Genomic DNA, 23,446 nt, shown 5'->3' with positions numbered 1-23,446 from the left:
GCTCGGCGAGGCGGCCGAGGCCGAACTCGGCGCGGGAGACCTGCTGGGCGCCCGCCGTTGGGCACAGCAGCTCGCGGATCATCCGCTACTCGCCGAGGTCGGACATCGTGCGACGAGCTGGCTGCTGGTGACCGACGCGCTGGCGGGCAACGTCGATCAGGTCCTCACCCACAGCGTCCGGTTCCTGGAGGCGTGGCAGCGAGCCGGTAACCCCGCGAAGTCGGCACTCGGTCCGGCGGTAGCCGGCGTGGCGATGATCCACAGCCTTCGCGGAGATCACGACGCCCGCAGCGAATGGGACGATGCCGTGCGCCGGCTCGGCACGCCACCAGCGCACACCCACGGCTACGGTGCTGTCTTCGACGCACTCATCATGCTCCACCATGGGCAGACAAGCGAGGCGCTGGAACGGACGGCGGCCGAGCCACGCGAGGTGTGGCGATGGGTCACGTGGATCTGGCTGCACTGGTATGTGGCGCTGCGCGCCGAGGCCGCCGTGCTCGCCGGTGTCTCCGACGCCGGCGAACGCTTGGCCGAGGCCAGGACCATCGTCTCCGGAAATCCCGTCGCCGGCGCCATCGTGGAGCGAGCCGAAGCATTGCACACCGGTGACCGGCAGCGGCTGCTCGCGACGACAGCCGCGTTCGACGCCGCCGGTTGCCGCTACCAGTCGGCGCGGACCGAGGTACTCGCCGGCGGCGACCATGCCACCCGCGGCGCGGCCGCGCTGGCCGATCTCGGCCTCGGCCCGATGGCTCCGCTCAGCCGTCCTTCTGCGACCCGCGCCGGAACAATTGTCGGAGACGCCCACCGATACCGATGACGCCCCGCGGTTCCGCAGCAGCGGGTCCCACAGTTGCCGGAGCCGATATCGCCTGGGCGAATCGCGCGTGCAGTTGTTCGCGAACCTGGTCCGGGGTATAGGCACGGCGGCGGCGCTCGGCGCGCACCACCACGACACCGGTGGCAACCACACCGGCCATACCCGCCAATCCCACTGCCTTCCACCACCTCATACCGCATAGGCTACGACCATGACGGGGACGGGCATCAGTCTCGACCGAGCGGTCGAGGTCACCAGAACGGGCGACATCTGGATTTTCCGTGGGCATTCCACGGCCGACCGGGTGATCCGAATGACGACGAACAGTCCGGTGAACCATGTCGGGATGTCCGTCGTGATCGACGATCTGCCCGCGCTGATCTGGCACGCGGAACTGGGACGATCCCTGCCCGACATGTGGTCGGGCACCGCGCACCGTGGCGCGCAGCTGCACAACCTGCGCGACGCCGTGCTGGTGTGGGCGCACCGCTATGGCCAGCAGGCATGGTTGCGCCAGTTGGACCCTCCGGCCGGCCGTGAGATGGAGGACAGCGCGCTGCGCGCCATCGCCCGGCTCGACGGCACCCCGTTCCCCACCACCGCGGGGATGGCGGGGCGCTGGCTACGCGGCCGTGCCCGCCTCCCCCGCCACACGCCGAGCCGATCGGCCGCCCGGGAACTGGAGAACGCCTATTGCGCCGAAATCGTCGCCGCCACATACCAAGCGATGGGACTGCTGCCCTCGCACCGCAGCCCCGACTGGTACGACCCGGGCCGATTCTGGAGCGGAGACGGTCTGCGACTGTCCGGCGACTACGCATTGAGCGGCGAAATAGCCGTTCGAACACCGGCTCAGCCGAGTTCCTGAACCAGGATCGTTTCGCGCGGCGAAGATTCATCCGCCGCCGACGTCGAGACGACGACGTCCTCATCGGTCCAACACTGAGACCGACCGCCGATCGAACCGAGCAGCACTCACCCGATTCGCCCGGTGGCCCGCCTGATCGCCGGCGCCGCGCCGACAAGGCGGTCGGCTTCGGCGCGACGGGCCGAATCCCCAGCGGTCGCGGGCGGGTGTGGTCACCGTGACGGCCTGCCCGAGAACCGCCCGGACTCGCGACCACGGGCCCGTCGTCTTCTCGCGATGCCGAGCAGCGGCGGCCAGCGCGCCCACCGAGCGGACATCGGCGCGGCGAATACAGGCGGCGGACCGGTTTCGCGCGCACCCGGTCTCAGCGCGTGCAGCATTCGTGCAGCCAGGTTGTGGGCGATGCGTGGCCAGGTACTGCCCGGATTGCGGAACCTAGTATTCCTAGGTTATAAACTAGGAATACTAGGTTTAGGAGGTGTGCGTGATGGCTAGAGCAGGGTTGACCGCGGAGCGGATCACGCGTGCCGCGGCCGATCTCGCCGATGAGATCGGGTTGGACAACGTCACGATGTCGGCGGTGGCCAAGAAGTTCGGCGTTCAGGACGCGAGCCTGTATTCCCACGTCAGAAATCTCCGAGATCTCCGCGCGCGAGTAGCCGCCCTGTCGGCCACGGAGAAGACCGAGCTGATCGCCGCGGCGGTGGCCGGTCGCGCCGGACGCGATGCGCTCGCCGCGTACGCCCACGCCTGGCGGGACTACGCGCTGCGCTTCCCCGGCCGCTATGCCGCGACCCAGCTCCCATTCGACCCCGAAACGGCGCACACGGCGACCGGCGCGCTGCACGCCATCGAACTGACCTACGGCATGCTGCGCGCCTACGGTTTGGCCGAACCGGACTGCACCGACGCGGTCCGGTTGCTGCGCAGCACCTTTCACGGATACAGCGTTCTGGAGTCGACCGGCGGTTTCGGGCACACCCGCGGCACCGCCGACTCCTGGGAACGCATCATCGACGCCCTGCACGTCACCCTCGAGCAGTGGCCGACCGACGACAAGGAGACACCATGAGATCCGGCACGCTGCGGGTCCCGGGAGCGACGCTGTACTACGAGGTGAGCGGTGCCGGACCGGTGCTGCTGTTGCTACCGGGTAGCGGAGGCGACGCGGCGGTCTTCGATCCCATCCTCGAACCCCTCACCCGGCACTTCACCGTGGTCACCATCGACCCGCGCGGCTACTCGCGCAGTGTGCTCGACCCTGGCCCACCGGCCGACATCGAGGTCGAGGTGCAGAGCGAGGACGCCCACCTGCTCCTGGAGCACCTCACCCCCGCGGGCGAGAACGCCTTCGTCTTCGGCGGCAGCGGCGGCGCGGTGGTCGCGCTGGACCTGCTCGCCCGGCATCCCGGGCGGTTGCGGCTGGTGATCGCGCACGAGCCGCCGTCTTTCGGCGTGCTGCCCGACGCCGCCGAGCACAAGGCGTTCGTCGACGAAGTGTACGAGTTGTTCCGTGCCGAGGGCCTGGCCGCCGCGGGCGCGCGCTTTCTCGAGGGGATCGGCGGAGGTGTCGAAATGCCCGATCCCGCCCGACTCTCCCCCCGCGCGGCGGAGATGATCGAACGTCTGTACGCCAACGCGCCACGCAACATGAGGCACGAATTGCGCACGATCACTTCCCACATCCCGGACGTGGCAGCTTTGGAACCGCTCACCGATCGCCTCGTGTTGGGCGCGGGCCGGGAGAGCAGGGGCAAACTCCCATATCGTCCCGCGCAGACCCTCGCCGAGCAACTGAACATCCCGCTGACCGAGTTTCCCGGCGGACACAGCGGATTCACCGACGCGCCCGAGGAATTCGCCCAGCTGCTGCTCGAATTGTTGCTGGCCGCCCGAGTGCGTTGATCACCGTGCACAACCAGTCGAGCTCGGAAGCCGCGATCGGACGATCCGGGTAAACGTCGCAGCCACCCCCGTTCCCTACTCCGGCGTCGAGGGGTGAGAGCGGCTACCGACGCGGTCGATCGCCATCGAAGGTGAACCAGCACGCGGCGACATTCGATGTGCGGCCGGCTGCGGTAAGTGGCGGTCGCTACCCGCCGATTCGCGGTGATTCCACTTCGCTCAACAATGCACCCAGTCGATTTCACTGAATGGAATCGAGACCCTACCGGGGGAGGACGGGTGGCCCGAGCGTCCTCGTGCGACGGTCACCTCGACGGCTCACCGTGGCAGGATCATCGATTTGAGGTCCGGCAGGTTGCCGATGCGCTGGGACACGGGCCGTTCCGGCGCATCGGTTTGCGGCGAGCCGGTGTCCCGCAGCCGAGCGCGCACCTCCGCGGGCGTCTTCCGCCCGGCCGCGGCCGCGCTCATCCCCTGGAAGCTCGTGACGGCGCCGGCCACGATCGGGGACGCGCTCGACGTTCCGCTGAACACGTCGGTGTACCAGAGGTCCTCGTCGGGACCGCCTTGCAGGTCGCCGTACCCGGTGGTGGTGACTTCCAGACCCCAACCTTGCACGTCGACCCGTTGGCCATAATTGGAGAACGACAAGCGGGAGCGCGCGGGGCCGTATTCGCGGCCGTGGAAGCCGGGCGGGGGTGCACCGGCTCCGACGATGATCGCCCCGGAGTCGGCCTCGCCGCCGCGGAGCGGATTGCGCCATGTACTCGGGAATTCCGCGGGACGGGTGTCATAGATCGCGGCGTCGAGATCCTCCCCGCCGTTCCCGCCCGCCTCCACCACGACGACGCCTTTGCCGATCGCGTACCGGATCGCCGCGAAGTCGTCGGGCCACCACTCGATCGGGATGTATCCGCGCTGGTCCGGCCGGTTGGCATAGGTGAAACGCGGGCCGGGCCGGTGCAGTTCGAGCAGCAGCACATCGCCCGGGTTCAGCGTGTCCGCGGCCGAGCGGATCGCGGCCGCCGATCCGGATCCGAAGATCGACACCGCGCGGATGTACGCCTCGGGCACGATGCCGGTGATGCCGTAGGCATTCACGTCACCGCTGATCACACCGGCGACCGCGGTGCCGTGGTCGCGCCAACCTTGCTCCGGTGAGGGGCTGCCGCCGATCACACCGCCCTGGTTGACCCGCAAATCCTCGTGGGTGAACCGCCACGCGCCCTCGACGTCCACCACTCGCACGCCGGTCCCCCGGCCGCCGGGAACCGTCCAGGCCCACCGCGCGTCGATGCCCTGCGGCGCGGCGTCCAGATACCCTTGCCGCACGGCGAAATCCGGCGTCACCGGCGGCGCCTCGGCAGCGGTGCGGCCCGTGATCGCCCGCACGCCCTGCGGCGCGATCGGCGGTTCGGCGGGCGGCTTCACATACGCTGCCGCGACTTCGTCTGCGGCACGCAACCGCGCGGCCAACTCGTCGAGTTCGCCGGTGACACCGCCGACGTAGAAGTAGTTCAAATATTCCGCGCCGGTTTCCACGTGGGGGCTACCGGTGAGCCGGCGCTCCAAACGGTTGGCAGGTCCGAAGATGCGCACCAGTTCACCGCCGGGCGGCAGCAATTCCTCCAGACGTGCTTGCGCGCTGCGACTGTCGCGCAGGGCGATCGGCGTGATCGCGGTGGCGGCGGCGCGGGTGACCACGATCAGCTCCGCGGGCGAGCGGAGTTCGGAATGCTGGGATGCCATGGCGCCCAGTCAACCTGGATACCGAACGCCTCGCCACCGGATGTGCGCCGAGGTCAGCCATCCAGGCGCATGGTCGCCACCATTCCCGGCATCGCGACAACGCCGCGCCGGGCCCCTGCGGCGAACCAGGCTTCCATTGTCCCGATCGCGAGCAGGCACGGTCCGGCTACCCAACCGAGTGCGTCCGGCGAGTCGAACGGCACCGTACCCACCAGCACACCGAGTGCCAATGTGGCCAGCCCGAACAGCTCTTGCCGTCCGCGCCCGGGCAGATCGTCGACCCATACCGCCACGGTGGCATGACAGATCCCGCGGATCGCCCACGCCAATCCGATCCAGAACGACAGCAGCAGAGTCGAATTCCCACCCGCGAAGCACAACATCGCCAGCAGGGCCGACAGTCCCCCACTGACCAGCACGAGCACTCGCAGCGGGGTGACGACGCGGGCGCCGATCGCCACCACTACCTGAAGGACACTGTTGAGCAGCAGGTAACCGCCCAACAGCAGTTCCGCTGTCGGCAACGACTTGTGCGGCCACACCGCCAGGGCCACACCCATGATCATCGAACAGGCACCGGCCACCAGTACCGTCTGCCGGGCTGCGCCGGCCAGTGGTTGCGTACGCCCTCCGATCTCGGTTTCGGGCATAGCTACATGATATGACCGAAGGTACGGTTAGCGACTCGTTTGCCTCGTCACAGCGCATGTCGTCCGGCGGGAGGTAGCCGCGACGCGCGGTTGTTCCACCGAATCATTCAGTGAGCGAGAGGAATACGCCGGTCGCAGTGGTGCCGTCGTCCAGGCGCCACGGGGCGCTGACCCGACCGGCACTCACCGCATCGGCAGGCGCGAGCATGCCCTGCAAGAGGCGGTGGACGCGTACGACCCGGCCACCTGCCGGGATGTCGGTGTAGGTCGATCCGTCCTGCGCCGAGCCGAATCCTTCTGCGACCGACAGCGTGTCAGCGGTGTGTACGGAGACGGAGGGGTCCGGTGTATCGCTTTCACTCTGGGCCTGAGGCCGCGCATTACCGGTGAGCAGTGCGATGATTCGGGCTACCGCCACGGGGTCACGGGCGGCGTCGTAGACCCACCGGGTGCCGAGGATACCGTGCTGGGAAGTGCCCACCAATGCCTCGGCCGCTTCCGGGAGCGCCGAACCCCGGTAGGTCAGCGGCACGTGATAGGTGTGAGGCTGCGCGCCGGAGTGATCGGTGACCACCATGAATTCGATCCCGACTTCCCCGTCCGGGTCGTCGAGCCGGAAACCACCGGCTTTCCGCAGCTCTGGCATCTTGCCACCGTGGTACCACGAGCGACCGGGCAGCCACGAGGCCAGCAATTGCACCTTGGTGGGGACCATCGTGGTCCGATAGACGACGGACACCTCCGAGAGTCCTCCTCCAGTTCGCACACTGCCGCACCCGAGAGTGTAGTCGGGCGCCCCGCGTCCATCAGGCTTCGTCCTGTGGCGCCGGTTCGGTAGCGGGCGATTTGCGCCGAGTTTCGGCGAGGAGTTCGTCGAGTTGGGCTTCGGCGCGTTCGGCGCGGGCGAGGGTCTGCGCGCGGGCCTCGTCGAGCGCCTCCAGACGCTGAGCGGCTTCCGCGCGCACCTTCTCGAGAGCCGCGGCGGCTTCGGCTCGGGCCGCAGCGAGTTCGGCCGCCGCGCTGCGTCGGGTTTCGGCAAGCTCGGCGCGGGTGGCGTCGAGTTCCGCGCGTACTCTGCGCCATTCGGATCGCGCCTCGTCAGCGGCTTCGGCTCGCTCGGCCGCGGCTCGCTCGGCCCGTTCGGCCGCTCGTTCGGCATCCGCCGCGCGCTGCACAGCGAGGTCACGTTCGGAGTGGGCGGCCGCGACACGGGCCGCCGCTTCGCGCTCGGCGTTCTCGATATCGGTTTGCGCACGACGTTCGGCGCGCTGAACATGCTCTGTGGCCTGCTGTTCGGCGCGTTCGACCTGCTCGGCGGCCGCGCTGCGGGCGGCACGGATCTCGGCTTCCGCGGCGCTGCGGGCGGCGAACACATCGTCGGCCGCCTGCTTGGTGACGCGTTCGACTTCGCGCAGCGCGCCCTCACGCGCCGCGTTCGCCTCGGCGATCAGCGCTTCGGCTTGCTCGGCGGCGCTCGCCGCGTCGTCGGCGGCGGATTCGGCGAGTTCTCTGGCCTCCTGCGCCTCCCGCCGCGCCTGCTCGGCCGTCACCGCCGCGCCCTCCGCCTCGGCGATACGCCGTGCCGCGTCCACCTGCACCGCCTGCACCTGCGCCTCGGCGATCGCCGGGTCGGCCAGCGCGGACATTTCCGCGACGGCGGCATTCAGCGTGGTGTTCAATTGTTCGGCGAGCCCTTGGAACTGGGTGAGCAGTTCATCGGCCCGCAACCGCGCGGCGGTCACCGGCCCTGGTTTCGTCACCGTGACAGTAGCGGTCGCGGCTTCGGATTCCTGTTGTTGCCGCTGCCGTTCCCGCCACGCACGCCAGCGCGTGTGATCGGCTCGGTCGCAGTACTCCGAGGGACGACCAGGCCCTGCCGGGCTCGTGATGGGACGAGAACAACCCGGGTAGTTGCACACCTTCGACACCGCAGAATCGTAGCCCTGGTTTCCCGGCCGGCTGCCTCGCTCGCTTCCTCGGAGGCGATGTGCTCGGCGAACTCGACGACTCTTACTCAGGGCTCGGATATTCAGCCGGACGCGACACGGCTGAACGGAGACAGCGATCACAGGCGTGTCCCGTACTCCTCGGCAGTACCGTGCATTCAGCTCCAACTCGTCTTCAGCACGGGGGTTGCGGGATGGCCGGGAATACAGTGTTGCCCGAGCGTGGCGTTCTGACGGCCCTCTCATCGACATCCTGTATGCCGATGAGAGGGCATTCGACGTGGTCGAAGGCTCCCTTACGGGTGGGAAGCCGTCGCTCAACGCGAGTGAGCGGCTTCAGCTGCTCTTGAAGGGGTTGAGGGTCTTTCCGGCGAGGTAACCCAAGCGAATGGGCAGGGGCTTCATGGCGGCAGCGGAGATTTTGTTGACGGTGCCCGGGACGCACACGGGCCTGCCCTTCATCACGGCTGCCCAGCCCTCGGTGACGACGGCGTCGGGCTGCTGCCAGAGGATTCGGGGCAGGTGGTCGGCTCGGTCGCGAGTGCCCATCACATCGTGAAACTCGGTGTGAGTGAAGCCGGGGCACAGTGCAGTGACGTGGATGCCGTGGGGTTTGAGTTCCATGTCGAGGGCTTGTGAGGTGATGAGGACGTAGGACTTGATGCCGGTGTAGAGCAGGCTGGCCGCAGGTGGAGCGAACGCGGCGACCGAGGATAGGTTGATAATGCGGCCCCAGCGGCGTTCCTTCATGCCGGGAATGACCAGGTGGGCGAGTTGGGTCTGGGCGGTCACCATCAGCTGGATCTCGCTGGCCAAGACCTCCCATGGGGTGTCGGCGAAAGCGGTTTTTCCCGACAGTCCCGCATTGTTGATCAGGATGTCGATGGTCAGGCCCTGCTGGTCGGCGTGGTCCAGGACCGCGGTGGGTGCGGCGGAGTCGGTGAGGTCGGCAGCGAAGACCTCGCAGCGCACATCGTGCCGTTCGGTCAGCTGCGCGGCGAGTTCCCGGAGCCGGTCCTCGCGGCGGGCGACCAACAGCAGCTGGTAGCCGCTTGCGGCCAGGTGGTGGGCAAACGCCGCGCCAATGCCGGCGGACGCGCCGGTGATCAGCGCGGTGCGGGGGGAGGTGGTCATGGTTCCTTCGCTCGGGTGGAGGTCGGTAGGTGAGGGGCGTCAGGCAGGTAGGCCGGGCAGTTCGCGGCGGCCGGGTGTGAAGGCGGGCCGCGCTGTGCCGATATCGCCGCGGTACGGGCCGACCGGGCCGGTCAGCAGGAAAGGCCGGGGGACGCGGCGCTGAGCGTCGGTGAATCCCCAGGTGCCCATGCCCAGGTAGACGCCGGGCGCGGCCCGCCGTACCTCGTCCACCATGTGGATCGAACCGCACATCGAGGTATAGGCACGGTAGATGAGCGTGTAGGCCGGGGCGCCGTCGTAGCGGGACGGGGCCGAAAGCGTGCGCATCGGGTAGCGCTGCCGGACCCGGCCGAACTCACTGAAAGTGTTGTAGCCGCGCCCGCCGTTCTCGTCGACGGGCCGAAATGCCTTGCACAGCCACGGCCCGAGCGGATTGGCCACGGCCACCTTTCCGGTCACCACGGCGAACAGATTCGGCTGCGCCAGCAGAGCGGCGGTGTACTCGCCGTCGATCTCGGCGATCGTGGGGGCTTCCAGAGTGGTGAACAGGGCGAGCAGGCCGCTGGTGTCGAGCCGGCGCAGCTCGGCGGCCGGGTTGTCGGGGTCCATGGGAACCAGCCTCATCTCATGATCTCTTGAACGTCGCTCAAGAAGCGTAACGTCTCCTTGAGCGACGTTCAAGATAAGGTAGGGAGGTGCCCAGGAATCGAGGCCCGCAGAACCGCGAGGAGAAGCGCGAGGAGATCATCGCCGCCGCGCAACGCCTGCTCATCGACGATGGCTTCGAGTCGGCGTCCACGGGGCGGATCGCCAAAAGCGCCGGAGTCACTGTCAATACGATCTACTGGTACTTCCAGGACAAGGACGAGTTGCTCATCGCGGTCCTGGACCGCATCCTGGCCGAGGCACTGGCCACCTACTCGGAGATCGACGGCCTGTCGCTGAACGACCGTTTGCTGTGGGTGGTCGATCAGCTGGAACAGCTGCACGGGCTGGTCAACACCGTGCACGCACGCGCTGCGACCTCTCCCGTCATCGACGCCTGGCACGCAAATTTCCACCAGCTGGCCGACACGCTGTTCGCTGACGACCTCCGCGCCGCCGGTGTCGCCGAGACCGACCTGGCCGCCATGTCCGCCATCGGCACCTTCGTCATCGAAGGACTCCTTACCCACAAGCGCGACGACGCGGACAAGCGAGCGGTCATCGACCTGCTCGTCCGCAGCCTCACCGCCGCCTCCGGTCGGCCCGGGCCGAACTGACCAGCGCTTCATGACACAGAACATCGTGGATCTGTTCGTTGTCGACGACCTCGCGCGACTACGCGCCCGCCTGGATCGGTGAGCGCCGCGCGCCGACGGTGCCGACCCGAGGCGTGTTTCATAGGTCACCTATGAAACACCGGAAGCAGTCGATGGCAACCAGCGCGCTTCTCGTTTCATAGGCCGTTGCAAATGCCTATCGTTCTGAAACGTACCTATGAAACACCGTGCAGGTGAGCGACGACAATTTCCTCCTCGTGGAGGCCTACGACCGCCCGATGTCGAGTTGCGCCGCCCCGGCCGGGTCTCCGTGCCGGACGGCAAGGGCGAAGTCGCCATCAGCTACCACACCGCCCGATTCCGCCTCGTGCCCTTACCGGCCAAGGCGCTCAACGTCGCCACCCCTGCGTTGCGCAAGCCCGGCACGGCGTGGATGGAGCTGCCGCGCCCGCCCGCGGCCGCTGCCGAGTCGAGCGCGCATGTGCGCATCGGCTACGCCCGCGCCTCCACCGTCCGTCAGTCCCTCGACACCCAGCTCGATTCCCTGCGCGCCTCCGGCGTCGGCCGGATCTTCTCCGAGACGATCTCCACCCGCGCCCAGACCCGCCCCGACGCACCCTCGAAGGCCACGAATCCGCCCGAGCGCGCGGCAAAACCATCGGCGGCGCCGCCGTCGCCGACGAGGCCACGCTGTCTATGGCGTTGCACCTGCGCGAGAACGGCCACAGCCTGCGTGACATCGCCGCCCGCCTGGTCATCACCCGCGGTAAGAAGAAGGGCCGCCACCCCTCGCCGGCCACAGTCCTGCGTCTGCTGCGCGAGCACGACCAGAACGCGGTCACCGCCGCAATGGGTTCACCACCTGAGTGATCCGGCGCGAGCAGGGCCGAGGCCGATCGCCTGGTTCGTCTTTCGATCGCGCCTACTCAGGTGTGAGCACAGCCCGTGTCGTGGGGGCGTGGGTCGGAGTGCTGCGGCCGAGGCGGACCATGGCGCGATAGAGGGAGCGTGGGCTCGGGGCCGGTGGCAGCGGGGGTGTTTCGGTGCCGGGGGTGGCGAAGGCGCGCAGCATGTAGGCCACGAGGCGTTGCCACGTCTCGGGGGCGGCGTCGGCGGTGGCGGCGATGACGCCGGCGTTGGCCATGAGCAGCATCGGCATGTCCTGATCGGTGAACTCAGGAGCCAGGTGTCCGCTGTTCTTGGCGCGGGTGATGAGTTCGAGGAAGCCGTGGTAGGCGTGTGCGCGGCGGGCTTCGAGGGGTTTGGCGGCGGGGAAGGTCATGGTGAGCACGTCGGCGAAGCCGCGGTCTGCGGCCTGCATGGCGCACACGGCGTGGATGAAACCGGCGAATCCTGCCCAGGGGTCCGGATCGGCCAGGGCGGTGTCGACCGCTGCGACGTAACCGTCCATCCGGTCGGCGAACACCGCGGCGATGAGGTCTTCGCGGGAGGGGAACCGTCGCGCCAGGGTCGCGTTGCCGACCCCGGCCTCGCGGGCGACCGCCGCCATGGACACTCCCAGGCCCTCGCGGGCGAACAGGCGCCGGGCCGCGTCGATGATGCGCTCACGGTTGCGTTCGGCATCGGCGCGCAGGGCCGGCTCAACGGCGGTCACAGGCGGGGTCGAAGGCGTTGTCACACCGACCACTCTACCTAAGTGGAATGACTTGCCCACTTGTGTTGTTACATTCACCGAACAGAAACGGTCAACCCTTTCCACTTAGCTCGTGAGTGGGTTGACCTGCGTGAACCCTTGACAAGGAGTAGTTCGGTGAATGTTGCCCTCTGGATCGTAGCCGGTGCGCTGGCCGCGATGTTCGCTCTCGCCGGTGTGCAGAAGTCGCTGCAGCCCCAGGACAAGCTGGCCGAGAAGTTGCCGTGGGTCGAAGATGTCTCGCTGCCCACCTTGCGGTTGATCGGTGTCTCGGAACTGCTGGGCGCGCTCGGTCTGATCCTGCCTGCCTGGACCGGGATCGCGCCGATCCTGACCCCGATCGCCGCGGTCGGACTGGCTGTGATCATGGCGCTGGCCGCGCTCACCCACGCCCGCCGCAAGGAACCGGCCGCGATCGCGTTCAACCTCGTCCTGGCCGCGGCGGCGGTGTTCGTCGCCTGGGGACGTTTCGGCCCCTACGCCTACTGATCACCTCATTCCCCGAAGGAGACACCCTATGGACGTCACCGTTTTCGGCGCCACCGGCGCCATCGGCTCGCTGACCGTGGACCGGCTGCTCGCGGCCGAGCACACTGTGACCGCCTACGCCCGCAACCCGGCCAAGGTCCCCGCCCGCTGGGGTGAGCAGGTGAAAGTCGTGATCGGCGAGGTAACTGACGCCGCCACGATCGATGACGCCGTCGCCGGTGCCGATGCCGTGATCAGTGCTTTGGGCCCGAGTATGGACCGCAAGGCCACCGGGACGCCGCTGATCGAGGGCACCGGCCACATCCTGGACGCGATGAAGCGCCACGGTGTGCGCCGCTTCGTCGGCCATGCCACTCCCGCGGTGCTGGACCCGCAGGAGAAGCCGACCTTGGTCACTCGGTTGGTCGGGTTCATGCCGCGCACGTTCATGCCCCGTGCCTACGACGAGATCACCGGCATGTCGAACCAGATCATGTCCTCCGGGCTGGATTGGACGATCGTGCGGTTCATCGCCCCCAAGGACGGGGCCGCCAAAGGCCGCATCAGGTCGGGGTACTTCGGCACCGACAAACTCGGCTTCGCCATCACCCGCGCCGACATCGCCACCTTCACCGCCGATCAGATCGGCGACAACCGCTACCTGCACCGCGCACCCGCTGTCAGCAACTGACCCCTGCCGAAACCCGAACGGAGACACCTGTGTCCATCGTCATCACCGCTACCTCCGGACACCTCGGCCGCTCGGCCGTCGAAGCTGTCCTCGACCGCGGCACCGATCCCGCCGAGGTGATCGCCGGTGCCCGCGACCTGGCCAAGATCACCGACCTCGCCGCACGCGGGGTGCGCACCGCGGTCATCGACTACGACGACCCGGCCACCGTGGCCGCCGCCGTCGCGCCGGGCGATGTGTTCGTGCTGATCTCGGGCACCGACCTGGCCAACCGCGACCGCCAGCACGCCGAGGTGATCGCCGCCGCCGCGAAAGCGGGTGCCGGGCGGATCGTCTACACCAGCGGCCTGAAGGCCGACGACACCGCGCTGTCGATCGCGGCCATGCACCTGCCCTCCGAAGGCGCTGTGCGCGCCAGCGGCGTGCCGTTCACGATTCTGCGCAACGGCTGGTACAGCGAGAACTACGCCCGCGACATCCCCACCGTTCGTGACACCGGTGTGCTGCTGTCGAGCACCGGGGGCGGCGCCGTCGCCTCGGCCTCGCGCCGCGATCTGGCCGAAGCCATCGCCGCCGTGGTCACCACTGAGGAACACCAGGGCAAGACCTACGAGCTGTCCGGCGATACCGCCTGGACCTACGACGAGCTCGCCGCCGCGCTGGCTCAGGTCCTCGACCGCGAGGTCACCCATCGCAACGTGTCCTCCGACGAGCACCGCGCGATCTTGCTCGGCGCTGGTGTTCCGGAGCAGTTCGCCGACATGGCCGTCGCCGTCGATGCCGGCCTGGGCGCTGGAGCGATGGGATTTCGCAATGGTGATCTGTCGCGGCTGATCGGACGCCCCACCACCCCGCTCGCCGAGACCTTGCACACGCTGGTCTGAGCACCACTTCCCTCATGGCCGCCCGCCTCTGTCGCGGGGTGGGCGGCCGAAATACTCAGCACGTCAGGAGAATTTGATGCCCTTCGAGCTCGGTGTCTACAGTTTCGGCAACACCCCCCGCACCGCCGACGGCAGTTTCGGCCCGAGTTCCCAGGCCGTGCGCGACGCGCTCGAAGCCGTTCGGTTGGCCGATGAGGTCGGTTTGGACTTCTTCGGTTTCGGCGAGCACCACACCGCTTCGATGCCGCTGTCCTCACCGACCTCGATGGTCACCGCCGCCGCGGCCACCACCGAGCGCATCAAAATCGGGACCGCGGTGACGGTGCTGTCCACCGACGACCCGATCCGGGTCTTCGAGCAGCTGGCCGTCGCCGACGCCATCGCACCGGGCCGTATCGAGGCCGTCGCCGGTCGCGGCTCCTCCACGATCACCTTCGACCTGTTCGACTTCGACGAATCCGACTACGACATGCTCTACGCCTCCAAACTCGACCTGCTGCTCGCGGTCAACGAAGGCGAGAACATCACCTTCGACGGTCCGCACCGCCGCAAGCCCTTGAACGATGTGACGGTCTATCCGCGTCCGGCGCAGCCGTTACCGATCTGGTTGGGCACCGGGGGCAGCCCGAACTCGGTGATGCGCGCGGTCGAGCTCGGCCTGCCGATGTTCATCGGCGTCCTCGGCGGCACACCGGACCACTGGGCCCGCTACGGCCACGCCTACCGGCAAGCCTGGGCGCAGACCGGCCGTCCGGCTGATCAGGGTCGGATCGCTGTCGCGGTCCACGGATTCGTCGGCCCCGACAACGCGGCCGCCAAAGCGACCTACCTCGAACACGAACTGGCCATGTTCGCCACCGGCGCCGCCGAAGCAAGGCGACCGCCCATGGCACCGACCGGACGCGAACGCGACCTCGAGCCCGGCGGAATGGTCTTCGCCGGTAGCCCCGAGGAAGTAGCCGACCGGATCATCGGGTTGCACGAACTGCTCGGCCACGACCGCCAGATCCTGCAGATGGACGTCGGCGCCCTACTCCACACCGAGGTCCTGCGCAGCATCGAACTCCTCGGCACCGAAGTCGCACCCCGCGTCCGCAAAGCCCTGGACTGACGCGAAACGAAGGCGACGATCGCAGCTGAACAGGACTTCGAGCGTTACCGAAGACGGCTTCGAACATCGACAGCAGGCGCGGACTTCACCTGGTTCGCGCTGTCCAACAAACGTGTCGAGCCGTTGAGGCTAGCGAGGTCGGGCAACGGTATGACGCTCGAACCTTGGCTTTCGGGGCTGCCGCGGTCGGCAATTCCCGTGGCGCCCGGGGTCGCGGATCCCGATGAGCGCGTTGATGTCTTCGGCCTCCCATGCCTGCTTTGACGATGTCTGCCTGTTCGGCCGTCGGCGCCGCAGGAAACCGCGAGGCGTCGATGCGACGGCGGGCGGAGGTCGCCAGCTGACGGCAAGCCGCCGGACTGTGCTGATGGTCTCGGCCACGTCCGCGAAGGGGTAGCCGAAGACGTCGTGTCTTCCTTCGCCGACAGAAGCTAGGGCCGAAGCTGTCCTAGCTGGATCCTAGTTTGTTCTCATGAGCACAGAGATCATTCCCTTCCGGATCGACGTCCCCCAAGATCAGCTCGACGACTTGAATCGGCGCCTGGACGCCACCCGCTGGACCGACGCGGATCCCGGGGCGGGCTGGGCGCAGGGCATCCCGCTCGACTACACCCGGGAACTGGCCGGCTATTGGCGCAATACCTACGATTGGCGCGCCCAGGAGGCCCGGCTCAACGCCTTCCCGCAGTTTCGTACCGAGATCGACGGCCACCACGTGCACTTCATCCACGTCCGCTCGCCCGAACCCGACGCCATGCCGCTGATACTCACGCACGGATGGCCTGGATCGATCGTGGAATTCCTCGAGGTGATCGGCCCACTGACCGACCCGGTGGCGTACGGCGGCAACGCGGAGGACGCGTTCCACGTCGTCGTGCCGACCATCCCTGGGTACGGGTTTTCCGGACCCGCGGTCGGCTGGTCGGCCCCGCGGGCCGCGCGGGCATGGGCGGAACTGATCCGCCGCCTCGGCTACGACCGCTACGCCGCACACGGTGAAGACACCGGTGCCGCGATCTCCCGACAGCTGGCGGTGATCGACGCCGAGCACCTGGTCGCCGTGCATCTGACGATGATCGCCTCCGCCACTGTCACCGCGGAGACCGCCGACCCCGACAACCCTGCCGAACAGCGTGCCGTCGCACTGGCTCGCCGCGCCCAGTACGAACTCGGCGCATACGCGTTGTTGCAGGCCAGTCGCCCCCAAACGTTGTCCTACGCGCTCGCCGATTCACCGGTGGGGCAATTGGCCTGGATAGTCGAACGATTCAAGGACTGGACCGACTCTACCGACGCACCCGAGGACGCCGTCGATCGTGACGCGATGCTGACAAACGTCATGATCTACTGGCTCAACGCCACCGCGGGCTCGTCGGCGCGCTACTACTACGAAGGTGCCGCCACCTGGGGAATGCCCGAACCCGACACCGATGTGCCGGTCGCTGTGGCCGTCATGCCGCACGACCTCGGTATCCCGGTCCGCCGCATCGCCGAACGAAACCACAACATCGTGCGCTGGACCGAATTCGAGCGCGGCGGCCACTTCGCTGCCATGGAAGAACCCGACCTCATCATCGACGACCTGCGCGCCACCTTCCGCGAATACCGCAAATGACACGGAGTCTCGAGGGTGATCCACGTCGCCGATTGATGCTGTCAGGAATTCGGAGGCTGTCTCGTTCAGGAAGCACGGGAACAAGACAGGTCCGCGGCCACGTCGAAACTCAGTTGACTGCGCAGGCCGCGCAGCACCGGGCCGGCAATGCGCTCCGGAGCCCCGGCCGGAGCGAGCGCCGGGCTACGACGCATCATTTCCTCGATGGCGGCGGTGGCTTCCATCCGGGCCGGCGCACTACCCAGGCAGAAGTGGATACCCGCTCCGAACGCGAGGTGGTCCACGATATTCGGCCGGTCGAGCCGGAACTCGTCAGGATCGGCGAAGCGTCACGGGTCGCGGTTGGCCGAACCGACCAGGGATCGTTGAGCTCGAAGGTTCGTGTCATGGTTTCGCCCCCAGCGCGGTGAGTAGTGAATCGACCCATTCGTCGACGAACCGTTCGTCGTTCGTTTCCGAATGGAGAATGGTGATAGACATTGGTCATCACCCAGTAGTTCTCGATGGCGCCGAGCCAGATCGTGGTCATGGCCTCGAAGTCACCCTTATCGTGGACCGATGGCATCGGTCAAGCAGGTTCAAATCACCTTCGATTGCGCAGAACCCGAGCGCGTCGCTCGATTCTGGTGCGAGGTGTTGGGCTACGTCGTGCCGCCGCCCCCGGAGGGGTTCACTACGTGGGACGATTTCGATCGCTCGCGGCCGCCTCAGCGTCAGGGTTCGTCGTTCGCCTGCGTCGATCCATCAGGAGTGGGCCCGCGACTGTACTTCCAGCGCGTTCCCGAAGGCAAGGTCGTCAAGAATCGGGTGCATCTCGACGTACGGGTCGGCACCGGCCTCGTGGGTGAAAAGCGCTTGGCCACACTCGAAGCCGAGTGCGCGCGACTGATCTCCCTCGGCGCGGTACGCGTGCGACTCCTGTCTGCCGATGGCCACAACGAGTCCTGCATCGTGATGCAAGACATCGAGGGCAACGAGTTCTGTCTCGACTGAGGGACGCGAACTCGTCCCGGCTCAGCCTTCGGTTGCGCGAGTGAGTAGTAGATCGATCTGCCGGGGAAAGGGTCCGGTGGCCGGGCTGGGTGGGAGTGAGCGTCGCAACATGCCTGGAATGTCTTCTGGCGCGTACGAGTTCTGGATTCGATATGGATGAAACCCATTGTCCATGAACGGTTTCAGCAGCTCACTCGCGTCGTGGCCGGTGGTGGCGAGCCAGTAGGGAGTGACTTCGACGATGATCTCGCAGTCTGTGCGCAGCCGAGGGATCGAGGCGGCGAGCTGGGTGAGGACTGTGCCTTCGGCGCCTTCGACATCCACTTTTATGATCCGGGCGTTCTCCAGGTCACCTGGGTGCAGCATCTGGGCCAGTGGCAGGCCGGGAACGGTGACCGTGGACTGGTAGGTGTCGGGGCGGATCGTCGTGGTTGCGCCGGTGTTTGCATGCGGAGTGTAAAGAGTCACCGTCTCCGGTTCGCCGGTGACGGCCGCCTGGACGACACGGACGTTGCCGACCCTGTTGAGCGCCAGATTCGCCCGCAGGTGCTCGTGTGCCGCGGGCTCGATCGCGACGACGTATCCGGTGGGGCCGACGAGCCGTGCCGCGAGCACGGCATACCACCCGCCGGCGGATCCGACGTCGATGAATCCGTCGCCTCGCTGCAGACGCGAAGCGACGAGCGCGGAGATACAAGCCTCCCAGCAGCCGTGGGTATAGATCGCGCGGGCAATGAAGTCGTTGGTCGTCGGGACGAGAAACCGCTGCCCGTAACGGGTGCGCACTGTTGCGGACGGTCGCGGTTTCTGCTGGAGACCGATGTCGAGCCATTTCCGCAGCAGCCTCTGCTTGATCGTGATTCCGGGCCCGTATCGAACCCACCAGCGGGCGGCGATGAGCAGCGGTGGCCAGGGCGGTGGTCTGAGCACGGTCTGTTGCCACGGAGGTTGAGGCGAGATCGGAAGCACCGCCGTGACGATATCGACGGTGGCGCGGGGTCGTCGAACCCTTTTCGCCACAGCCGGTTCCTCTGCTCGATGGGTTTGGGACAACCGGTGGGGAGTAGCTATTCGAACCCTGCGCTATTCGTCCCGGTCTTCTGGAGCGTGGGGGAAGCCGGTTGATCAGCGATGGGTTGCGATGAGGCGTCGCAGTGCGGCCTGGGCGGGTGGGCCCCATGTCGGCTTGCCACCCGGGCGGTCGTGGACCCCGGCGTCTGCGATGAAGATGCCGGCGAAGGCGCGCAGCACCGCCCATCCGCGGGCGCGCCGCAGAGTCGCCGCGTCCGGGGTCGGCCGGTAGGCGTCATGGAAGCGGTCGGTGGCACCGTCGGGCAGCAGAATCCACGCGGCAGCGAGGTCGAAAGCCGGATCGCCGGCGAAGAGGTCGCCGAAGTCGATCACGCCGCAGATCGTGCCATTCGCGGTGAGGACGTTGGCCGGATGCAGATCGCCGTGCAGCCACAGCGCCGGGCCCGCCCGATCGGGCGCGGCGACGGCGTCTTCCCAGACCGCGCGGACGGCATCGGGATCGGGGATCAGTCCCAGCTCGGTGGCCGCTGCAAGCTGCTCGGCGAACCTTCCGGAACAGCGCGCCAGCGGCCCTCCGCGGTCGCGGCCGGTGGGCGCCTGCTCGGGGGCGGGTTGGTGTAGTGCCGTCAGGAAGGTAGCCAGGGTGGTGGCTGCCTCCGCTGCGTGGGTGACGGGAGCTCGGTCGGCAGACTCGCCCGGCACCCAGGTGGTGACGATCCACGGCCGCCGAAACCGTTCGGAGGGCTCACCGAAGCGCTGCGGAACGGGAACCGGCAGTGGAAGATTCCGAGCGAGGGCGGGCAGCCAGGTGTATTCCTTGCGCAGCAACGTGTCCGCGGATTCTGTCGCCCAGGGCAATCGGACGGCGAGGTCGTCGCCGAGCCGCCACAGCTGGTTGTCCCAGCCACGCGCGCCGAGCCGCACAGGGTGACCGGCCAGGTCGGGGTGCTGATCACGCAGCAGATCCCGCACCAACTCCGCGGTGATCTCGATCTCGGTGTGCGTCATGCGGCTCAACGGTAGCGGAAGGCGGCCGACCCATTTCGCAGCCGGGTGAACCTCCGAGAGGGACCTTTTCAGCGCCGAGACACTGGAGAGGTCGCCGCCACGGCAGGCGATCGGGTTCGGTAGATCACCCGGATTCGACTCCTCAGCCTGACCTCCGATAAGTGAACCTTATCGGCGGTCAGCACCGGGCATCACGTTCTGACATCTTACGATTGATTCGTTTCGTAGCGTTTGTTGCGACGTAACGAAAATAGAACGAAAAGCATCAAAAACTGTGCACGACTGGGCGCAGATCGATATCGACCCGACACCGACTATCCCGCCGTGGGTATCGATGGTCATCGGCCCCGCCGCAACCGCGCCACACGAGAGCCGGCCTATTCCCCAGCAGCATCCTCTGTGCCGCCCGCCGAGGCTCGATCCGACCGAAACACCCCACACCCGACGATCACCGCCTCGAATTCCCGCTCCCACGCCCGGCGTCTCCCCCTGTCCGTCACGGTCACCCCGCGACATCCTGGTCCCGTATGAGCCGGACATGCTCGCGGTGGCCGTCCGTCATCCCGCCGACCGGCGACCAGACCCGACGCGTCGCGCGCAGGACTCCGCTCCCGATTTCCCTGTTCGGCAACGTCACTGTGACGCTTGATGTTTGCGTAGTCCCCCCGGGAACTGGCGGTCATGGGTGAAGAGAATCAGTGACTTCCGGGCAACGTGGCATCTTCTGCTCGCAGGTGTGCCCCAGCAGTGCCGTAGGCTGATTTCTCGCGTCGAACGAGTTGGCGCGGACAGTCGATCGCCGAGGGGAACGCGGGAGCCGAGTCATGGACGATCGTTCCGGCGTGGTCGCGGTCCCGGAGTCGGTGCGCACCGAATTGCGCCGTGGTGTGCGCAGCGTCTTGGTCGATGCGGCGGCGTTGCGGCTGGTGCGGGAGCGCTTCGATGACGACCAAGCCGGTTCCCTGCGCCGCTATCTCGAAGCGTCTCAATCGGCGAACACGCTGCGCGCCTATCGCGCCGACTGGGTGGCCTGGTCGGCGTGGTGCGCCACCGAGGGCCGCCAAGCTCTGCCCGCCGATGCGCTGGATGTCGCTGTCTATTTGGCCGCGGCCGCCGACGCGCGCCGGCCCGGCGGCGAATGGGCGTTCGGTCCGGCGACGCTGGAACGCAAGTCGGCCGCCATCGCGGCGGTCCACGCGGCCAACGGCCTGCCGTCGCCGACGCGGTCGGATGTGGTGCGCCTGACACTGCGTGGTATCCGCCGTATCCGCCGCACGCAACCCAAACGCAAACGCCCCGTCCTGTTGCACACCCTCGACCAACTGCTGGCCGAACTCCCGGAACCGGGCTGGCCTACCGAACCGGCCCGCCGCCGCGACGCGCTCGCACTACTCGTCGGTTTCGCCGGTGCGTTGCGCCGCAGCGAACTGGCCGGTTTGCGCATCGGGGACATCGAGGTGGGTGTCGATCACACCACCGGCGAACCGATCCTGCTGATCCGTTTACCCGCGACGAAGACCGACCCGACCGGCGCCGCGGAACAGCGTGTGGCGCTCCCGCGCGGCCGCCGTCCCGCGACCTGCCCGGTCTGCGCCTTCGCCGATTGGCTGCGGCTGCGCGAAAAACACGCCGCCGCCGACGCCAGCGGTGTCCGGACCTGGCTCGCCGGCCTTCCGGCGGGGTCCGCCGACATCCACCGGTGCCACGGCTTCACCGGTACCACGCTCTCCGACGGCGATCTTCCCCTCTTCCCCACCATCACCCGGCACGGCGGGATCGGCGACCGTGCGATGTCCGGGCGCGCGGTCGCCGAACTGGTCAAGCGCTATGCCGCCCGTGCCGGACTCGATCCCGGTCTGTTCTCCGGTCATTCGCTGCGCGCCGGATTCGCCACCCAGGCCGCCCTCGGCGGCGCCAGCGATCGCGAGATCATGCGCCAGGGCCGCTGGTCCAATCCGCGCACCGTGCACGGCTACATCCGCACCGCCAACCCACTGGAAGACAATGCGGTGACCAAGCTCGGACTGTGACCTCGGGAGTAGCCGAGCCAGTCGGAAGGCATGTTTGCTACAGATATGCTGGTCGTGTGCTCTCAGCGCCGGCGCCGATGCTGGCCGTCCCCGGACGGCCACCGCAGGACCGCGGGCGGTGGGCGTTCGAGATGAAATGGGACGGCATTCGCGCCATCGCGCGCTGCCGGGACGGGGACTGCCGTTTCTACAGTCGCAACAACCGTGATCTGAGTGGGTCGTTTCCCGAGCTCACAGCGATATTGGCGGATTTGGGCGAGCGCGGTGAACTGGTCCTGGACGGGGAGATCGTCGCGCCCGATCCGAAGACGGGGGCGCCGTCGTTCGGCCGCTTGCAGCGGCGGATGCATGTGGTCTCCCCGAGCGCGGAGTTGCTGCGCGGATTCCCGGCGCAATATCTCGCCTTCGATGTGCTGGCCGTCGATGATGAGGTTCTGCTGAATCTGCCCTATACCGAGCGCCGCGAGCGCTTGGCCGAACTCGCGCTCGACCGGCCGCTTGCCCGCACCCCGCCGCATTACACCGATATCGATCCCACCGTGCTGATGAACGTCGCCCGCGAGCACGGTCTGGAGGGCATCGTCGCCAAGCGCCTGGATTCCGCCTACTACCCCGGCCGCCGCTCCCCGTTGTGGATCAAGACGCCGCTGCGCAGGACGACGGAGGTCGTCGTCGCAGGCTGGTTACCCGGCAGCGGGCGTTTGTCCACGACGTTCGGTTCGCTCGCGCTCGGCGCCTACGACGACCACGACCGGTTGGTGCATATCGGCAACGTCGGCACCGGATGGACCATGCGCGATCGGCGCGACCTGCAAGCGCATCTGAACGAGTTGTCCCGCCCTGACACGCCTTTCGATGTCCCCCCGCCGCGCGCGATCGCCGTATCCGCGCACTGGGTGGAGCCCGTGCTCGTCGCCGACATCGAATATCGCGAAGCCACACCGGAGGGCCTGCGCCACCCCAGCTGGCGCGGCTTACGCCCGGACAAGGCCCCGCACGAGGCGAAAGTGCCGCTACCGCACTGACCCCAACGGCTCATTCCCCCAGACCCGGTCCTGTGGCTCGAACGACCCCGTCCTCGAAGACCAGCCGATAGACCGCGGGCATCGGCATCGCCCGCTGAAACGCCCAGCCCACCTCTCGGCGACCGAACCCGATCAGCGCCCGGGAGATAAAAGTCCCGTGGCTGCCGATGATCACGGTCCGGCCCGGGTGCCGCTGCGCCAACTCCGTCAGGATCGCGGTGGCACGGCCGCAGAGCTGTCGCAAGCTCTCCCCGCCGGGCCTGGCCAGCCATGGCTGAGCCCAGCTTTCGGCGTAGTAGCGGGCATAGCCGGGAGTCGGACCGATCCCGGAATCCCACTCGCGCAATTCGTTGTCGGTTACGACCGGAAGGCCGGTGAAACGGGCCAATGGTTCGACGGTTCGGACGGCTCGCAGGTAGGGACTGGAGACGATCGCGGCGGGTTGTTCGGCGGCCAGTTCGGTGACCAGTCCCTCGGCCTGGCATCTGCCCGCCTCGGTCAACGAACGCTCGTAGTCACCCGGTCCGCCCGGCCGCGGGATGAAGGGCTGCGCATGACGGACCAGAACGAGCACAGATCGCGTAGTCACCCCCTTTCG

Annotated in this window: 24 protein-coding genes and 2 pseudogenes; 14 read left to right on the top strand and 12 right to left on the bottom strand. The window is 67.7% G+C overall.

Annotated features, from left to right (window positions below):
- From ACFU5M_RS01175 to ACFU5M_RS01160, 4 genes and pseudogenes are all read left to right on the top strand, one after another.
- Positions 1-823 (top strand): annotated as a pseudogene (locus tag ACFU5M_RS01175) (ATPase); the annotation flags it as partial.
- Positions 824-1,034: 211 nt separating this feature from the next.
- Positions 1,035-1,691 carry a hypothetical protein gene (locus ACFU5M_RS01170; RefSeq protein WP_379041873.1) on the top strand — a complete coding sequence of 219 codons (657 nt, stop codon included), beginning with the start codon at positions 1,035-1,037 and terminating at the stop codon, positions 1,689-1,691.
- A 487-nt stretch (positions 1,692-2,178) separates the two neighbouring features.
- Positions 2,179-2,763, top strand: coding sequence for a TetR/AcrR family transcriptional regulator (locus tag ACFU5M_RS01165; RefSeq protein ID WP_379041871.1), 585 nt, complete (start codon positions 2,179-2,181; stop codon positions 2,761-2,763).
- Positions 2,760-3,596, top strand: a complete 837-nt coding sequence (locus ACFU5M_RS01160) for an alpha/beta fold hydrolase (protein WP_379041869.1) — start codon at positions 2,760-2,762, stop codon at positions 3,594-3,596. The genes ACFU5M_RS01165 and ACFU5M_RS01160 overlap by 4 nt, the downstream gene beginning before the upstream one ends.
- A gap of 318 nt (positions 3,597-3,914) precedes the next feature.
- Here ACFU5M_RS01160 and ACFU5M_RS01155 read toward each other — a convergent pair whose 3' ends face one another.
- From ACFU5M_RS01155 to ACFU5M_RS01130, 6 genes are all read right to left on the bottom strand, one after another.
- On the bottom strand, positions 3,915-5,345 hold the full coding sequence (locus tag ACFU5M_RS01155) for a S8 family peptidase (protein ID WP_379041867.1): 1,431 nt from the start codon (positions 5,343-5,345) through the stop codon (positions 3,915-3,917).
- Positions 5,346-5,398: 53 nt separating this feature from the next.
- Entirely contained in the window at positions 5,399-5,995 is a 597-nt protein-coding gene (locus ACFU5M_RS01150; RefSeq protein WP_379041865.1) for a DUF308 domain-containing protein, read from the bottom strand.
- A 103-nt stretch (positions 5,996-6,098) separates the two neighbouring features.
- Positions 6,099-6,734: a 1,4-alpha-glucan branching protein gene (locus ACFU5M_RS01145; protein ID WP_379041863.1), complete on the bottom strand. Its 636-nt coding sequence runs from the start codon at positions 6,732-6,734 to the stop codon at positions 6,099-6,101.
- A 67-nt stretch (positions 6,735-6,801) separates the two neighbouring features.
- Positions 6,802-7,755 (bottom strand): hypothetical protein, encoded by a 954-nt coding sequence (locus ACFU5M_RS01140; RefSeq protein WP_379041861.1) that lies wholly within the window; start codon positions 7,753-7,755, stop codon positions 6,802-6,804.
- A gap of 522 nt (positions 7,756-8,277) precedes the next feature.
- Positions 8,278-9,075 (bottom strand): SDR family NAD(P)-dependent oxidoreductase, encoded by a 798-nt coding sequence (locus ACFU5M_RS01135; RefSeq protein ID WP_379041859.1) that lies wholly within the window; start codon positions 9,073-9,075, stop codon positions 8,278-8,280.
- A 39-nt stretch (positions 9,076-9,114) separates the two neighbouring features.
- Positions 9,115-9,699 (bottom strand): hypothetical protein, encoded by a 585-nt coding sequence (locus ACFU5M_RS01130; RefSeq protein ID WP_379041857.1) that lies wholly within the window; start codon positions 9,697-9,699, stop codon positions 9,115-9,117.
- 71 nt (positions 9,700-9,770) lie between these two features.
- Here ACFU5M_RS01130 and ACFU5M_RS01125 point away from each other — a divergent pair, with 71 nt between their 5' ends.
- Positions 9,771-10,337 carry a TetR/AcrR family transcriptional regulator gene (locus tag ACFU5M_RS01125; protein WP_379041855.1) on the top strand — a complete coding sequence of 189 codons (567 nt, stop codon included), beginning with the start codon at positions 9,771-9,773 and terminating at the stop codon, positions 10,335-10,337.
- Positions 10,338-10,853: 516 nt separating this feature from the next.
- Here the strand turns inward: ACFU5M_RS01125 and ACFU5M_RS01120 are convergent.
- Complete coding sequence (locus tag ACFU5M_RS01120) at positions 10,854-11,045, bottom strand: hypothetical protein (RefSeq protein WP_379041853.1); 192 nt, start codon at positions 11,043-11,045, stop codon at positions 10,854-10,856.
- Here ACFU5M_RS01120 and ACFU5M_RS01115 point away from each other — a divergent pair.
- Positions 11,034-11,207: a hypothetical protein gene (locus ACFU5M_RS01115; protein WP_379041851.1), complete on the top strand. Its 174-nt coding sequence runs from the start codon at positions 11,034-11,036 to the stop codon at positions 11,205-11,207. The genes ACFU5M_RS01120 and ACFU5M_RS01115 overlap by 12 nt on opposite strands.
- A 52-nt stretch (positions 11,208-11,259) precedes the next feature.
- On the opposite strand, the gene ACFU5M_RS01110 is transcribed toward ACFU5M_RS01115, so the two are convergent.
- A complete protein-coding gene (locus ACFU5M_RS01110) occupies positions 11,260-11,976 on the bottom strand; it encodes a TetR/AcrR family transcriptional regulator (RefSeq protein ID WP_379041849.1) in 717 nt (238 codons plus the stop codon).
- 132 nt (positions 11,977-12,108) lie between these two features.
- Between ACFU5M_RS01110 and ACFU5M_RS01105 the strand changes: the two genes are divergently transcribed.
- The 5 genes from ACFU5M_RS01105 (at position 12,109) to ACFU5M_RS01085 (ending at position 16,760) form a co-directional block, all read left to right on the top strand.
- Positions 12,109-12,480, top strand: a complete 372-nt coding sequence (locus ACFU5M_RS01105; protein WP_379041847.1) for a DoxX family protein — start codon at positions 12,109-12,111, stop codon at positions 12,478-12,480.
- A gap of 28 nt (positions 12,481-12,508) precedes the next feature.
- Entirely contained in the window at positions 12,509-13,150 is a 642-nt protein-coding gene (locus ACFU5M_RS01100) for an NAD(P)-dependent oxidoreductase (RefSeq protein ID WP_379041844.1), read from the top strand.
- 29 nt (positions 13,151-13,179) lie between these two features.
- On the top strand, positions 13,180-14,034 hold the full coding sequence (locus tag ACFU5M_RS01095; protein WP_379041842.1) for an NAD(P)H-binding protein: 855 nt from the start codon (positions 13,180-13,182) through the stop codon (positions 14,032-14,034).
- Between the two features lie 76 nt (positions 14,035-14,110).
- On the top strand, positions 14,111-15,145 hold the full coding sequence (locus tag ACFU5M_RS01090; RefSeq protein ID WP_379041840.1) for an LLM class flavin-dependent oxidoreductase: 1,035 nt from the start codon (positions 14,111-14,113) through the stop codon (positions 15,143-15,145).
- A 484-nt stretch (positions 15,146-15,629) separates the two neighbouring features.
- Entirely contained in the window at positions 15,630-16,760 is a 1,131-nt protein-coding gene (locus ACFU5M_RS01085; RefSeq protein WP_379041895.1) for an epoxide hydrolase family protein, read from the top strand.
- A gap of 65 nt (positions 16,761-16,825) precedes the next feature.
- Here the strand turns inward: ACFU5M_RS01085 and ACFU5M_RS01080 are convergent.
- Positions 16,826-17,074, bottom strand: a pseudogene (locus tag ACFU5M_RS01080) (hypothetical protein); the annotation flags it as partial.
- A gap of 244 nt (positions 17,075-17,318) precedes the next feature.
- On the opposite strand from ACFU5M_RS01080, the gene ACFU5M_RS01075 reads away from it, so the two are divergent.
- Positions 17,319-17,753 carry a VOC family protein gene (locus ACFU5M_RS01075; RefSeq protein ID WP_379041838.1) on the top strand — a complete coding sequence of 145 codons (435 nt, stop codon included), beginning with the start codon at positions 17,319-17,321 and terminating at the stop codon, positions 17,751-17,753.
- A gap of 21 nt (positions 17,754-17,774) precedes the next feature.
- On the opposite strand, the gene ACFU5M_RS01070 is transcribed toward ACFU5M_RS01075, so the two are convergent.
- A complete protein-coding gene (locus ACFU5M_RS01070) occupies positions 17,775-18,773 on the bottom strand; it encodes an FkbM family methyltransferase (protein ID WP_379041836.1) in 999 nt (332 codons plus the stop codon).
- 105 nt (positions 18,774-18,878) lie between these two features.
- Positions 18,879-19,793: an aminoglycoside phosphotransferase family protein gene (locus ACFU5M_RS01065; RefSeq protein WP_379041834.1), complete on the bottom strand. Its 915-nt coding sequence runs from the start codon at positions 19,791-19,793 to the stop codon at positions 18,879-18,881.
- Positions 19,794-20,617: 824 nt separating this feature from the next.
- Here ACFU5M_RS01065 and ACFU5M_RS01060 point away from each other — a divergent pair.
- Both ACFU5M_RS01060 and ligD read left to right on the top strand, forming a co-directional pair.
- The gene (locus ACFU5M_RS01060; RefSeq protein WP_379041832.1) at positions 20,618-21,823 is read left to right on the top strand and encodes a site-specific integrase; all 1,206 of its coding nucleotides are present in this window, start codon (positions 20,618-20,620) and stop codon (positions 21,821-21,823) included.
- A gap of 77 nt (positions 21,824-21,900) precedes the next feature.
- A complete protein-coding gene (ligD, locus tag ACFU5M_RS01055; protein ID WP_379041893.1) occupies positions 21,901-22,848 on the top strand; it encodes a non-homologous end-joining DNA ligase in 948 nt (315 codons plus the stop codon).
- Positions 22,849-22,858: 10 nt separating this feature from the next.
- Here ligD and ACFU5M_RS01050 read toward each other — a convergent pair whose 3' ends face one another.
- A complete protein-coding gene (locus tag ACFU5M_RS01050) occupies positions 22,859-23,437 on the bottom strand; it encodes a histidine phosphatase family protein (RefSeq protein ID WP_379041830.1) in 579 nt (192 codons plus the stop codon).
- Between the last annotated feature and the right edge of the window lie 9 nt (positions 23,438-23,446).

The organism is Nocardia sp. NPDC057455 (genome assembly GCF_042802775.1).
Classification (GTDB): domain Bacteria; phylum Actinomycetota; class Actinomycetes; order Mycobacteriales; family Mycobacteriaceae; genus Nocardia.
This window is presented reverse-complemented; position numbering and strand designations above follow the sequence as displayed.

Excerpts from the sequence above, each read along its gene's own strand:
- ACFU5M_RS01170 (WP_379041873.1), top strand. The coding sequence starts at position 1,035 with ATGACGGGGACGGGCATCAGTCTCGACCGAGCGGTCGAGGTCACCAGA.
- ACFU5M_RS01165 (WP_379041871.1), top strand. The coding sequence starts at position 2,179 with ATGGCTAGAGCAGGGTTGACCGCGGAGCGGATCACGCGTGCCGCGGCC.
- ACFU5M_RS01160 (WP_379041869.1), top strand. The coding sequence starts at position 2,760 with ATGAGATCCGGCACGCTGCGGGTCCCGGGAGCGACGCTGTACTACGAG.
- ACFU5M_RS01155 (WP_379041867.1), bottom strand. The coding sequence starts at position 5,345 with ATGGCATCCCAGCATTCCGAACTCCGCTCGCCCGCGGAGCTGATCGTG.
- ACFU5M_RS01150 (WP_379041865.1), bottom strand. The coding sequence starts at position 5,995 with ATGCCCGAAACCGAGATCGGAGGGCGTACGCAACCACTGGCCGGCGCA.
- ACFU5M_RS01135 (WP_379041859.1), bottom strand. The coding sequence starts at position 9,075 with ATGACCACCTCCCCCCGCACCGCGCTGATCACCGGCGCGTCCGCCGGC.
- ACFU5M_RS01130 (WP_379041857.1), bottom strand. The coding sequence starts at position 9,699 with ATGAGGCTGGTTCCCATGGACCCCGACAACCCGGCCGCCGAGCTGCGC.
- ACFU5M_RS01115 (WP_379041851.1), top strand. The coding sequence starts at position 11,034 with ATGGCGTTGCACCTGCGCGAGAACGGCCACAGCCTGCGTGACATCGCC.
- ACFU5M_RS01100 (WP_379041844.1), top strand. The coding sequence starts at position 12,509 with ATGGACGTCACCGTTTTCGGCGCCACCGGCGCCATCGGCTCGCTGACC.
- ACFU5M_RS01090 (WP_379041840.1), top strand. The coding sequence starts at position 14,111 with ATGCCCTTCGAGCTCGGTGTCTACAGTTTCGGCAACACCCCCCGCACC.
- ACFU5M_RS01075 (WP_379041838.1), top strand. The coding sequence starts at position 17,319 with ATGGCATCGGTCAAGCAGGTTCAAATCACCTTCGATTGCGCAGAACCC.
- ACFU5M_RS01065 (WP_379041834.1), bottom strand. The coding sequence starts at position 19,793 with ATGACGCACACCGAGATCGAGATCACCGCGGAGTTGGTGCGGGATCTG.
- ACFU5M_RS01060 (WP_379041832.1), top strand. The coding sequence starts at position 20,618 with ATGGACGATCGTTCCGGCGTGGTCGCGGTCCCGGAGTCGGTGCGCACC.
- ligD (WP_379041893.1), top strand. The coding sequence starts at position 21,901 with ATGCTGGCCGTCCCCGGACGGCCACCGCAGGACCGCGGGCGGTGGGCG.